The sequence below is a fragment of the Cupriavidus sp. GW823-FHT07A04 genome, from assembly GCF_058794615.1.
This window is the reverse complement of the sequence record NZ_JBXAHA010000002.1, coordinates 105959-118270: the sequence shown is the minus strand read 5'-3', so window position 1 is coordinate 118270 and position 12312 is coordinate 105959. Positions and strand designations below refer to the sequence as shown.

General features: G+C 66.9%; 13 protein-coding genes. 5 read left to right on the top strand and 8 right to left on the bottom strand.

The annotated features are described in order from the left end of the window. Positions 1–78: 78 nt before the first annotated feature. Both AC1Q7Q_RS03800 and AC1Q7Q_RS03795 read right to left on the bottom strand, forming a co-directional pair. Positions 79–1821 carry a class I adenylate-forming enzyme family protein gene (locus tag AC1Q7Q_RS03800; protein WP_492370825.1) on the bottom strand — a complete coding sequence of 581 codons (1743 nt, stop codon included), beginning with the start codon at positions 1819–1821 and terminating at the stop codon, positions 79–81. Positions 1822–2021: 200 nt separating this feature from the next. Further along, entirely contained in the window at positions 2022–2786 is a 765-nt protein-coding gene (locus AC1Q7Q_RS03795; RefSeq protein ID WP_492370824.1) for an SDR family oxidoreductase, read from the bottom strand. Between the two features lie 341 nt (positions 2787–3127). On the opposite strand from AC1Q7Q_RS03795, the gene AC1Q7Q_RS03790 reads away from it, so the two are divergent. Beyond that, the gene (locus tag AC1Q7Q_RS03790) at positions 3128–3901 is read left to right on the top strand and encodes a TraB/GumN family protein (RefSeq protein ID WP_492370823.1); all 774 of its coding nucleotides are present in this window, start codon (positions 3128–3130) and stop codon (positions 3899–3901) included. Between the two features lie 9 nt (positions 3902–3910). Here AC1Q7Q_RS03790 and AC1Q7Q_RS03785 read toward each other — a convergent pair whose 3' ends face one another. Then, entirely contained in the window at positions 3911–4768 is an 858-nt protein-coding gene (locus AC1Q7Q_RS03785; RefSeq protein WP_492370822.1) for an arylamine N-acetyltransferase family protein, read from the bottom strand. 62 nt (positions 4769–4830) lie between these two features. Next, the gene (locus tag AC1Q7Q_RS03780) at positions 4831–5541 is read right to left on the bottom strand and encodes a Crp/Fnr family transcriptional regulator (RefSeq protein WP_492370821.1); all 711 of its coding nucleotides are present in this window, start codon (positions 5539–5541) and stop codon (positions 4831–4833) included. Between the two features lie 160 nt (positions 5542–5701). Here AC1Q7Q_RS03780 and AC1Q7Q_RS03775 point away from each other — a divergent pair, with 160 nt between their 5' ends. Then, entirely contained in the window at positions 5702–6199 is a 498-nt protein-coding gene (locus AC1Q7Q_RS03775) for an Mpo1 family 2-hydroxy fatty acid dioxygenase (RefSeq protein ID WP_309409184.1), read from the top strand. A 19-nt stretch (positions 6200–6218) separates the two neighbouring features. Here AC1Q7Q_RS03775 and AC1Q7Q_RS03770 read toward each other — a convergent pair whose 3' ends face one another. Continuing rightward, complete coding sequence (locus tag AC1Q7Q_RS03770; RefSeq protein WP_492370820.1) at positions 6219–7130, bottom strand: LysR substrate-binding domain-containing protein; 912 nt, start codon at positions 7128–7130, stop codon at positions 6219–6221. 134 nt (positions 7131–7264) lie between these two features. Between AC1Q7Q_RS03770 and AC1Q7Q_RS03765 the strand changes: the two genes are divergently transcribed. Beyond that, positions 7265–8284 (top strand): DUF1338 domain-containing protein, encoded by a 1020-nt coding sequence (locus tag AC1Q7Q_RS03765; RefSeq protein WP_492370819.1) that lies wholly within the window; start codon positions 7265–7267, stop codon positions 8282–8284. A 59-nt stretch (positions 8285–8343) separates the two neighbouring features. On the opposite strand, the gene AC1Q7Q_RS03760 is transcribed toward AC1Q7Q_RS03765, so the two are convergent. From AC1Q7Q_RS03760 to AC1Q7Q_RS03750, 3 genes are read right to left on the bottom strand one after another with little or no spacing between them, the layout of a single operon-like run. Continuing rightward, positions 8344–9672: a sensor histidine kinase gene (locus tag AC1Q7Q_RS03760; protein ID WP_492370818.1), complete on the bottom strand. Its 1329-nt coding sequence runs from the start codon at positions 9670–9672 to the stop codon at positions 8344–8346. Positions 9673–9675: 3 nt separating this feature from the next. Then, entirely contained in the window at positions 9676–10377 is a 702-nt protein-coding gene (locus AC1Q7Q_RS03755; protein ID WP_492370817.1) for a response regulator, read from the bottom strand. A 6-nt stretch (positions 10378–10383) separates the two neighbouring features. Further along, on the bottom strand, positions 10384–10776 hold the full coding sequence (locus AC1Q7Q_RS03750) for a PepSY domain-containing protein (RefSeq protein ID WP_492370816.1): 393 nt from the start codon (positions 10774–10776) through the stop codon (positions 10384–10386). A gap of 141 nt (positions 10777–10917) precedes the next feature. Between AC1Q7Q_RS03750 and AC1Q7Q_RS03745 the strand changes: the two genes are divergently transcribed. Then, a complete protein-coding gene (locus tag AC1Q7Q_RS03745; protein ID WP_416052523.1) occupies positions 10918–11160 on the top strand; it encodes a hypothetical protein in 243 nt (80 codons plus the stop codon). A gap of 188 nt (positions 11161–11348) precedes the next feature. Continuing rightward, positions 11349–12311, top strand: a complete 963-nt coding sequence (locus AC1Q7Q_RS03740) for a cyclase family protein (RefSeq protein WP_492370815.1) — start codon at positions 11349–11351, stop codon at positions 12309–12311. The last annotated feature ends 1 nt before the right edge of the window (position 12312 follow it).

Sequence of the window (12312 nt, the reverse complement as noted above, 5' to 3'; positions counted from 1 at the left end):
GCGTGGTAACGGCAAGCAAGCGGCCGTGCTCGCGTTCACTGCCGCCTGGGTGATCCTGATCTTGTCCAGCGCCCGGGTTCAGGCTTCGAACATCTTGCGCAGTGTCGACTTCAGGATCTTGCCGTTGGCATTGCGCGGCAGCATGTCGGGGCAGAACACGATCCGCACCGGCACCTTGAAGGCCGCCAGCCGCTCGCCCACGAACGCCTGCAACTCCGCCTCGGTGGCTTGCGCGCCGGGCTTCAGGCTGACCACGGCCGCGGGCTCTTCGCCCAGCGTGCGGTGGGGGATGCCGACCAGTGCCGCATCCATGATGGCCGGGTGATCGTACAGCGCGCTTTCCACCTCGATGCTGTAGATGTTCTCGCCGCCGCGGATCAGCATGTCCTTCATGCGGTCGACAATATAGACAAAGCCCTCCTCGTCCAGCCGCGCGATGTCGCCGGTCTTGAGCCAGCCGTCGATGAATGTTTGCGCGGTGGCTTCCGGCTTGTTCCAGTAGCCGCGCACCACATTGGCGCCGCGCACCATGAGCTCGCCGGTCTCGCCGGTGGGCAAGCTGTGTCCGCGCCCGTCCACCACCTTCATCTCGCCGATGGGCAAGGCCGGGCCGCCGCTTTCGGGACGCTCCACATACTCCTCTGCACTGTGGCTGGTGAAGGTGGCCGAGGTCTCGGTCATGCCCCAGCCAATGCCGGGGGCCGAATGCGGGAACACTTCCTTGATGCGGCGCACCAGCTCGGCCGAAGCGGGGGCGCCACCGTAGTTGACGTTTTCCAGCGACGACAGGTCGAAGCGCTCGCGCTCCGGGTGCTCGATGATCTGCCAGGCGATGGTGGGCACGCCGCCGGCAGCCGTGCAACGCTCGCGCTCGATCAGGCCCATGGCACGCACGGCGTCCCAGCGCCGCATCAACACGATCTTGGTGCCGCTGGCCAGCGCGCCGTTGAGCACCGCCATGCAACCGGTAACGTGGAAGAACGGCACCGACAGCAGCATGCCTTTTTGCGGCGCGGCCGGATCGGGCGCGGGGATCGCCTCGCCGCGGCGCAGGCAATTGCGCATTGGGCTGAACGCGGCGGCCACGGCCACATTGGTGGCGTTGCGGTGGGTGCCGAGCGCGCCCTTGGGCTTGCCGGTGGTGCCTGATGTATAGAAAATGGTGGCGTCGTCGTCGGCGTCGATGGCGACATCGGGTACCGGCAGTTCCGGCAGCGATGCCCATTGGTCCGGCGTGCCGATCAGGCTCTCCAGCTGGCTGATGCGCGCGTCGCTGGCTGGCGCATCGGCGCGGCTGACGTAGATTTTTTCCAGCGCGGGGCAGCCTGGCAGGTGCTCAATGATGCGGCCCAGCCGTTCATCGTCAACGATGGCGATCTTGCTGCCGGAGTCGGCCAGGCCGTACTCCAGTTCCGCCCCGGTCCACCAGGCGTTGAGCGGCGTGACAATGGCGCCTGTCAGCAAGGCGCCGTAGAAGACGGCCGGCCATTCCGGCAGGTTGCGCATGGCCAGCGCCACGCGGTCGCCCTTGGTCACGCCATCTCGGATCAGCGCATGCGCGATGGTGAGCGCGGCGCGGGCGAACGCATCGTACGAGACACGTTCGTCCTCATAGACGACAAAGGTTTTGTCGCCCAATGTGCGGGCTTGCAGGAACAGGTCGCGCAGCGTAGGTGGCGCGTTTTTCCAGACGATGGTGGTAATGCCCCGGATCACGCGCGTTTCGGTTTCGAAAGGGGCGCCGGGCGCGGTAAGGCGGGCGTGGGCCTCGGCCAGGCTGATTGCCGGCCAGGTCGTAGCGGATTGCGGGTTGTTCGACATCGGTGCCTCCCTGACTGCATGGCAGGATGGGCAACGCTCTGGCATGCCGGCGCGCAAGCTTGCCCGCGTGCCGCGCCTGCCCGGAAATGCGGGCGGCAATGCACGCGGGCACGAAGTGCCCCGGCTCAGGCCTCAGGCATCGGGCTTTGCGCCCTGGCCCTGGAGCGAGCCCGGAACGGGAACAGCAGGTGCGCGGCGGCTCAGATCGTGACGCCGCCGTCCACCACCATGGCCTGGCCGGTCATGAAGGTGCTGGCCGAGGAGGCCAGGAACACCGCGGCGCCGGCAATCTCCACCGGCTCGCCGATGCGGCGCAGGGGCGCGCCTTGCGTCGACAGCTTGTAGCGCTCCGGATCCTCCCAGAGCGCCTTGGCGAAATCGGTGCGGATCAGGCCAGGGGCGATGCAGTTCACGCGCACGTTGCTCGGGCCGAACTCCACCGCAAGGTTGCGCGCCAGCTGGAAGTCGGCTGCCTTCGACACGTTGTACACGCCGATGGTGGGCGAGCCGCGCAGGCCGCCGATGGACGACACGATGATGATCGAACCGTCCTTGCGCTCAAGCATCTGCGGGGCCACCATCTGGATCAGCCAGTGGTTGGAGATGACGTTGTTGTCCAGCACCTTGCGGAACTGTTCGTCGGTCACGCCGCTCATCGGGCCGTAATAGGGGTTGGACGCCGCGTTGCAAACCAGTACGTCGATCTTGCCGAACGTGCCGTTGGTCTGGTCGACCAGGCGCTGCAGGTCTTCCTTGGAGGAGATATTTGCGGGCACGGCAATCGCGGTGCCGGCGCCATGCTTGGCATTGATGGCATCGACGACTTCCTGGCAGGCCTCGGCCTTGCGCGAGGAAATCACCACTTTGGCTCCTTGCACCGCCATCTGCTCAGCGATGGCGCGGCCGATGCCGCGTGATGAGCCGGTGACGACGGCAACCTTGCCGGTCAGGTCGAACAATGACATGCGTGTCTCCTGGTGTCCTGGTCCTCGCGGGGCGGGACCAGATGATCTTTAAAAGGCGCTGGTGAATCTGCATCTTGGCAGCACGGCCCGGCGTGTTCTGCACAGCGGTTCATGCAGGGGCTTGTCAGTACCATAGTGCTACCGGCCGGTACATTATGGTTGGGAGGCATGGCTCAGTCCACAAGCAAATCGGCAGCCGGCCCGGCTTATCAGAGAATTTTCTGTGGGCAATGCATTCGGTGCATGACGTCGGCAAGACGGCGGCATGATGTCCGCACCCACAAACGGCGAACAGGTCATAACAGGCTGCAACAGGCCACAAAGGACGAGGAAAGCGTTTCATGCTTTGGCAAATCAAGGATACCGAGGTCTACCTGCTGGGGGCGATCCACGTGCTGGATGCGCCGTTGCCTGCACTGGTGCCGGCCGCGGAGCGCGCCTACCGCGCTTCGGCGCGGGTGGTCTTCGAGGTGGCGCTGGACCAGGCGCCTGACTTCGCGCCGGCGTATTTCCCGCAAGGCGATAGTCTGAGCCGCCATCTGCAGCCGGCCACGCTTGCGCAGGTGCGGGCGCTTTGGCTGGATTTCGGGTTGCCCGGCCCGGAACTGGAGCGGCTGCGCCCCGTGTTCGCCGCGATGCATCTGCAGTTCGCGGTGGCCGCCAGGCACGGCATCCTGGCACAGCATGGTGTCGATCGGTTCTTGTGGGCGCGCGCCGCTGTCGATGGACGGGCAACGGATGCGCTGGAGGATGGCACCGAGGCGCTGCGGATGTTGCAGTGCGTGCCGCTGGCCGAGCAGGTATCGATGCTGGCATTCTTTGCCGAGCAGCCGGAACTGGCCGCTGCGGAGCCGGCGGATATGGTGCGCTGGTGGCGGCAAGGCCAGGCCGGGCCGTTTGGCGCGCTGCTAGCGCGGCGCCGCGCACAATGGCCGGACACGCTGGCGGTCCTGGTCGACGCACGCAACCAGCAGTGGATGCCGAAAATCCAGGCGCTGGTCGCGGATCGCGTGCCAACCCTGATCGTGGCCGGTGCCCTGCACATGGTGGGCGACGCGGGGCTGCCGGCGCTGCTTGGGGCCGCCGGGCTCGAACTGCTGCCCGAACCCTGGTAAAGCGCACGCCTATCTGTTGCTGCGCGCCTTGATCAGCACGGGCAATAGCTGGGCCAATTGCGCCTCGCTGGCAAGGTCCAGCGCCAGCCCGAAGCGATCCCTCAGCGCTTGGACAATGGCAGCCGGCGCGTCCAGTTGCTGGCGCTGCACGCTGCCATCGGGCGCGCGCACGGCAAAGTCGCCGTTGATCAGCGTCAGCCGGGTGTCGCCTTGCGAGCGCGCCAGGGTCAGGGCGTTGCGGAACAGGCTGTCGGGGTGGGTGGAGGTGTACCAGTTGCGTGGCTCGAAATCGATGGCCTGCTGCGGCGAAAGATCGAACTGGTAGAGCTTGAACCATGCGCTTGCGGTCCTGACCTCCAGATCGTACACGTGAAAGGCCGCACCTGTCGTCTCCACGCAGGACAGGCGGTATGGGAACGACGGATCGGCTTGCTCCGCCTGCGGCAGCGCCATGGCGCGATACGGGGTAGGGCCGCCAAAGCCCACGTCCACGATATAGCTGTGATGCGCGGCCTCCACGCGCAGCAGCATGTGCGATTGCATGGCGGGCACGTCTTCCGGCACGTTCCAGCGCACCCGCGCAGCCAGCGGCGTGACCACGTAGCCAAGCGCACGCAGCGCGGCGGCAAGCAAGGTGTTTTGCTCGAAGCAGTAGCCGCCGCGCGCGTTGGTGACCAGCTTGTCGAACACCGCGTCCAGGCCGATCTTGATCGGGCGCTGCAGCAACACGTCGACGTTTTCAAAGGGAATCCGCGCCAGTTGTGCCGCGATCAGGCTGTCGAGCGTGGCGAGGTCCCGCTGGCTCGGCAGCGCGTGGCCGATGCGGCTGAGATAGGCTTGCAGGCGGGTGTCGTCTAGATAGGTCATGGCGATGGATGTTCGGTTTGCGCTGCCAGCGTAGGCTGAAGGGATCGGGCAGGGCGGCACTGTCAGGTCAGCGCCAGCAAGGCCGGCAGGTCGATCAACTCGATGTCGGCATAGTGCAGCCGCAACAGCCCGCGCGCTTCGAGCTCGCGCAGGGCCTGGTTGACGGTCTGGCGCGACAGCCCGAGCATCTGCCCGAGTTGTTCCTGCGGGATATGCACGGAGCGGCGCTCCAGCCCGGGCATGTCGCCATAGGCCTGGGCAATGGCGACCAGCCGGCGGCCGGTGCGCGCCAGCGGCGGCAGCAACTGCGCCTCTTCCACATAATGAAGGGCCTCGCGCGTCTTGGCGGCGAGCAGCTTGCCGAACTCGCGCCACCATTCGGGATGCGCCGACAGCATCGCGTAGAGCTTGTCGCGCTGCAGGTGCATCACGGTGGCCGCGCTGGTGGCATGGGCGTCGTGCGTGCGCGCCAGCCCGTCGAACAGGCAAATCTCGCCAAACCAGCTGCCCGGCCCCAGCAGGCCGATCAAGGCGGCCTTGCCGGACTCGCTGTGGCTGTCGATCTGCACCGTGCCGGCAGTCACGCCGTAGATGCCGTCAAAGGCGTTGCCGCGGGTAAACAGCATCTGGCCGGCCGCCAGCTTGCGCGTGGCCGCGTCCCGCAGCAGGGTGTCTTGCATGGTCGACGGCAAGGCGCCAAACCAGCTCCCGCCGCGCAAGGCGCGCAGCGGATCCAGGGCCGGCTCGTGCTGGCCACGGGTTGCCAGGCGCATGATGGTCTCCTTGATCGATGCTCTTGCCGACTGTCAAAAACCGGACAGACGGGCTTTTTGATGCCTATTAATATACGGCCACAACGCGTAGCCACAGTACGCGGCTGCAAATACGCGGACACAAATACGCGGATACAACGACGCCCCGGCAGGAGACCCTGTGAAGACACTGATCGACCACCTGGCTAACTACGCAGCCTATCATCGCGACGCGCGCAATGTGTTCAGTCATTTCATCGGCATTCCCATGATTGTGCTGGCCGTGACCACACTGCTGGCCCGCCCGGCCATGCCGCTTGACGCCGGTCCGGCGTACCTGACGCCGGCGATGGTCGTTTATGGTCTGTCCTGCCTGTTCTACCTGCGCCTGTCGGCGGGGTTCGGGCTGGCGATGACGGTGATCCTGGCTGGCTTCGTCTACGCCGGCGGCGCCATCGCTGCGCTGTCCACCGGCGCCTGGCTGGCTTGGGGCATCGGCCTTTTCGTGGCGGGCTGGCTCATCCAGTTCATCGGGCACTACTACGAAGGCCGCAAGCCTGCATTTGTGGATGACCTGGCCGGGCTTCTGGTCGGGCCGCTCTTCCTGGTGGCCGAAGTGGCTTTCGCAATGGGCCTGGCGCGGGACACCCGCGAGGCCGTGAGCGCTCACGCGCATTGACCTTCGGCGCGCCCGGCAGCTAAGCGCCGTGTTCCGCGCCGTGTTCCAGCAGCCAGTCGCGCAGTTGCAAGACCTTGTCGTCGGGAGGCAGGCCGCGCCGGTGGACGAAGTAATAGGCCTTGCGATTGTCGGTCTCCGCCGGCAGCGTGGCTAGCGGCACCACCAGCCGCCCCTGCGCCAGTTCCTCGGTGATCAGAATGCGTGGGATCAGCGCCACGCCGATGCCGGCGGCGGCCGCCTGCGCCAGCATGGTGTAGAGGTCGTAGCGCGGGCCACGCAAAGCCTGCGCCGGCAGTGCCGCGCCCGCGGCGGCGAGCCAGTCGCTCCATGCGCGCAAGCGGGTGTTCAGGTGCAGCAGCGGCAATTCCAGCAACTGATCCAGGTCCAGGCGCTTGCGGCGCCCCAGCAAGGCGGGGCTGCACACCGGCACCGACGGGCCTTCCTGCAGGATCCGCTCGCCCTGCGTGCCCGGCCACAGCCCTTCGCCGTAATAGATGGCCGCGTCGAACGCGGTATCACTGAGCTCGAATGCCTCGGTGCGCGCCGAGAGATGCAACGTGAGATCGGGCAGGGCGCGTGCCAGCAGCGGCAGGCGCGGGATCAGCCACTGGCTGGCAAAGGTGGGTCCGATGGCCAACTCGATGGCGCGCCCGCGCGGGCGCTGGGCCATCACATCCAGCGTCACCTGCTCGATCTGGTCGAGCCGTTCCCGCACTTCTTCGGCATAGGTCCCGCCAGCAGGCGTCAGCACGATGCGCTTGCGGATGCGGTGGAACAGCGGCACGCCAAGCCGTGCTTCCAGCCCTGCGATCTGCCTGCAAACCGCGCTCTCCGTGACCGCCAGCTCGTCGGCGGCGCGGGTAAAGCTGCCCAGCCGCGCCGCGGCCTCGAACATCTGGAGTGCCGTGAGGCTGGGTATGCCCTTGCGCATAGTGCGTTTTTGGAAGGAAGTTGGTGCGAAGTTATCAATTGTACGAACTCTGCCGCAGTCGCACAATAAGCCCCATCCGGAGGCCGTCGGCCCCCGCCATCCCCCGAAAACAAACACATTTCAGCGCATTGATCATGACGAAGCCGAATCTGCAACGCCTCCTCGAGACTGTTTGTGGCGAAACCCAGGCAGCCGAGTTGCTGCAATTGATGAATGTTTCCCCGCAACTGCTGTCTTCTACCAGCGAACAGGCCAGCCGTGCCGAAGTGGCGCAGGCGCTCAATATGGTGCTGTTCGCCGGCATTCTCGAGCGCGTGCCGACCGGCATGGCCTATACCCGCGACGTGATCCAGGCTGGCGGGCAAGTGGTGTTCGACCACGGCGCGCTGCGCACGGTGAAGTGGGATTGCGGCAGCCTGCCCTCGGGCGAGATCGCTTTCACCCGTATCCTGGGCCCGCTGGGCTACCGCCTCAACGGCACCTATCCGCTCGAGCGCATCGGCATGACCGGCCGCTCCTATGCGCATGCCGACCTGCCTGACGACATCGCCCAGTACTTCCTGAGCGAGTTGCATCCCGAGCGTTTCAGTGCCGATTTCCAGTCCGCCGTGTCGCGCGTGGTGTCCAAGTCCGTCGATCCGCTCGGCGACGAAGCCGTCGCGCAACTGGCCCTGCTCGAGCGCGATGCGAGCCTGCCGATGGCCGACGCCGCACGCCTGGTGCCGCAACTGGCAGCCTGCTTCGCCCGCCAACATGCCGAGCCGGCGCTGGCCGACTATGAATTGCTGCTGAAGGAATCGGCCGAGATGGCCTGGATTTCCACCGAGGGCAATGCCTTCAACCACGCCACCGACCGCGTGGCGGATGTGCGTGCCGTGGCGGACGCACAACGCAGCCTGGGCCGCCCGATCAAGGATTCGGTGGAAGTGTCGCGTTCCGGGCGGGTCCTGCAGACGGCATTCAAGGCCGATCCGGTGGAGCGCGGGTTTGTCGGCGCCGACGGCGTCGTGGTCAAGCGCAGCGTGCCGGGCTCGTTCTACGAGTTCATCACGCGCGATTTCGTGCCCGCGACGCAGGCAGCTGGCGGCACGTTGGATCTGTCGTTCGATGCCGGCAACGCGCAGGGCATCTTCAAGATGACGGCGGCCTGCTAACGCGGGCAATGCGGTAGCAGGAGAAAGAGAAGGGGCCGGCTCGTCCGGCCTTTTTTGGTTTACGGCTGGCCAGCCGGCAGGTGCAGGCGAGCCAGCAATCCGCCCAGTTCGCTGTTGCCTAGCTCGAGCCCACCCTCATAAAGGGCCGCCATCTCGCTGACGATGGCCAGGCCCAGTCCGCTGCCCGCAGCGGACTCATCCAGCCGCCCATAGCGTGCTGTGGCCAGTTCGCGGGCCTCGGCCTGCATGCCCGGCCCGTCGTCTTCGACCGTGACCTCAAGCATGCCGCCGCGCTCCACGAGCTTGACGCGAACGCGCGAGCGCGCCCACTGGCAGGCGTTGTCGAGCAGGTTGCCGAGGATCTCGATCAGGTCCTGGCGGTCGCCGGCGAAGTGCCCGTCGCCATCCACCTGGATATCGATCTCGCGGCCGCTGTGCAGGCGGGTCAGCGCGCGCGCCAGCTCGCCTGCCGCTGGGCCGGCGTCGATGCGCGCCCCGCGCGTGCTCGCAGCCCCTGCCGCCCGTGCGCGCGCCAGGTGGCGGTCCACCTGCCGGCGCATGGCCTCGACCTGGCTGGCGGCGGCGCGGGCCGCCTCGCCGGGCAGGCGCTCGGCTTCGTTGGCGAGGATGGCCAGGGGCGTCTTGACGGCGTGCGCGAGATCGGCCGCCTGTCGCCGCGAGCGCTCCAGCGCATTGGCGTTGCGCGCCAGCAAGGTATTGATCTCGGTAACCAGCGGCACCACCTCGGACGGCCACGTGCCTCCCAGGCGGCTCTCGCGGCGTGCCTGCAGGGTGGCGAGCGCCTGGCGCAGCCGCGCCAGCGGCGCGAGGCCAAACTTTACCTGGGCCGCCACCGCCAGCAGCAGGCCCGCGCCCAGCGCCGTGAGCGACCAGCCCAGCAGCCGGTTGAAGGCCTGGCGCGCCGCGCGCAGCTCGGTGCGATCCAGCGCCACCGACAGCATCACCGGCGTATCGGCCGACGCCAGCACGATGGGGCGCGACACCACCAGCAGCGATTGCCCGTTGGGCCCGGGCCGGATCTCGGCATGGCTGCCCGCTACCTTGTTGCCCACCGTGGCGGGCATCTCGGCATCCCAGAGCGAGCGTGAACGCAGCGTGGCGCCCGGTGCCTGCGCCTGCCAGTAGGCGCCGGAGTAGGGTAGTTCAAAGCGCGGGTCGGCCGGGGCGCGGGTCAGGGCGAGCTTGCCGTCAGCGCTCCAGTCCAGGGCGGCGGCGAGGCTGGTGAGCTGATTGTCGAGCTGGCGCACGTAGGTGTCGTTGACGTGGCGCGCGAACAGCGTGGAGAGCAGCCAGCCGGTGCCGCCGAGCGCGGCGGCCAGCCAGATGGCCGCGACCGCGAGCAGGCGGATGGCTAATGACTGGCGCATGGGTCAGTTGGCGGCGTTTGTAGAGATTGCGGGGGCTTCGGCAGACGCCGGCGGGCGCAGGCGGTAGCCCTGTCCGCGCACGGTCTCGATGACGTCCACGCCGAGTTTGCGCCGCAGCCGGCCGATGAAGACTTCGATGGTGTTGCTGTCGCGGTCGAAATCCTGCGCATAGATGTGCTCGGTCAGCACGGCCTTGCTGATGATCGCGCCCGGGTGGTGCATCAGGTAATCCAGCACCTTGAACTCATGGGCGGTCAGCACCACCGCGGCGCCGTCGACGGTCGCCACGCCCGTGCGCGCGTTCAGGCGCACCGGGCCGCAGGCCAGCTCGGGCGCGGACATGCCATGGGCGCGGCGGATCAGCGCGCGGATGCGGGCCAGCAACTCCTCCATGCGAAAGGGCTTGGCGAGATAGTCGTCGGCCCCGGCATCGATGCCTTCCACCTTGTCGGTCCAGCTGTCGCGCGCGGTCAGGATCAGCACCGGCAGGTTCACCTGCGCCGCGCGCCAGCGGCGCAGCACGGAGAGTCCGTCGAGCCCGGGCAGGCCAAGGTCGAGCACCACGGCATCGTAGGGCTCTTCGGCGCCCAGGTGCCAGGCATCGATGCCGTGCGCGGCGGTATCGACCGCGTACCCCGCGCTGACCAGGCTGGCGCGGATCTGGGCGGCCAGCACGGCCTCGTCTTCTACCAGGAGGATGCGCATGGGGGATCAGGGTTTCTTGCGGGCTTGCTCAAGATCGCGCCCCTTGGCTTTGAGCAGGGTGGCGGTCTTGGCGTCGTATTCGAGCTTGGCCACCGAGCCGCTTGCCAGCAGCAGCTTGACTTCGTACTGCCAGACGCCATCGTCGCGGTCGAGCTTGACGCCGATCACGTCGCCCGTGTACTGCGCCGACACCGCCTCCAGGATGCGCGTGAGCGGCAGGATCTCGCCCGACTGGACGGCGGCGCGGGCGCGGTCGGCGTCCTTGTCGGCATGGGCGGGCGCCGGGGCCGCCAGCAGCAGCGGCAAGGCGGCTAGCAGCGGCAGCAGAGCGCGAGGCAGGGATGCGGTGCGGAACGAAGGCAATGGCGTGAGCGAGCGGGGCAATACGGTTGTGAGCAAGCCTTGATGGAGCGAAGCAGTCTGCCGTGCCTTGCCTGAACGCAAGCTGAATGGCGCGCTCAGCATGGGTTCAGGCAGGGATCACGACAATGGGCGCCATTGCATTGATCGTCATCGTCACAGTTTTCCAGGAGTCTGGCCATGCAAGGCGTGCGCATCTCGAATGATAGCCCTTCCGAAATCCACCGCCGCGCCACGCGCGACGGGATCGCGCTGGCCGCGGCGGTGATCGTCGTCCTGTTGGGCGTTGTGTCCCTGTTCTGGGCGCAGGTCGACGCGCGGGCCGTGCTGCATGAATGGAAGCACATGGACAGCGGCCTGTCCATGATCGTGCTCGGGGCACTGGTGCTCGGGCCACTGCTGGCCTTCGGGCTGGACGATTGAAGCTGGCCCCTGAAACCCTCGGCGGGTTTTCCATGCCTGGACATGCGCCTGCGGCTGGTCCTACACTCGATCCACAATAAAACGCACGACCGTTCTTATTTATGTTCCGTGCGCATGGCCAACCATGCGCCACGGACATGACCGGCACAGTGCGATCCCTCAGGGTCAATCCAAAAAGGAGACATGGCATGGAATCGAAGAACGTCCCGCTGGTAGCCGAGTTGTTGCGCGATGCACCGAAGAACTGGGGCAAATGGGGGCCGGATGACGAGGTCGGGTCGCTGAACTATCTCACCCGGGCGGAGGCGCTGCGCGGCGTGGCTTCCGTGCGCTCCGGCAAGACCTTCACCCTGCAGATCCAGATGGGAAACCCCGCCGGCGACCCGGTCTGGCCCGGGCGTTCGCAGGCGCGCCGCCTCAACGTGATGGACAAGGGCCATTATCTCTGCGGCAAGGGCCCGAAGTTCCCCGGCGAGGCCGAGTACGCCGACGACATGATGATCATGTACCTGCAGGGCTCGACCCAGTACGACGCGCTCGGCCATGTCTGGTACGGCGATCAGCTATGGAACGGCTACGATGCCAAATCCACCATCGGCGGCCTGGAAAAAGCCAGCATCCTGCCAATCGCGGAGCGCGGCGTGGTCGGGCGTGGCGTGCTGATCGACATGGCGCGCCACCGCGGCAAGGACGTGCTCGCCCCGGGCGAGACTTTCACCCATCTTGACTTGCTCGCCGCCGCCGAGATGCAGGGCGTGCGCATCGAGAAGCACGACATCCTGGTGATCCGCACCGGCTGGATCGGCTCCTTCTACAAGCGCGACCAGGCTGAGTTTTATCGTGAGTTCGTCGAGCCGGGCCTGACCTACAGCCCGGAACTGGTCGAGTGGTTCCATCGCATGGAGATCCCCAATCTCGTCACCGACACGATTGCCAACGAGGTGACGGTGGACCCGGTCTCGGGCGTTGCCTTGCCGCTGCACAATGCGCTGATGCGCAACCTGGGCGTCGCCCTGACCGAGATCGCCCAGCTGGACCCGCTCGCCGCGGACTGCGCGGACGACCAGCAGTGGACCTTCCTGTATACGGCAGCACCGCTCAAGGTAGTGAACGGCAGCGGCGCACCGGTCAACCCGGTGGTCATCAAGTAAG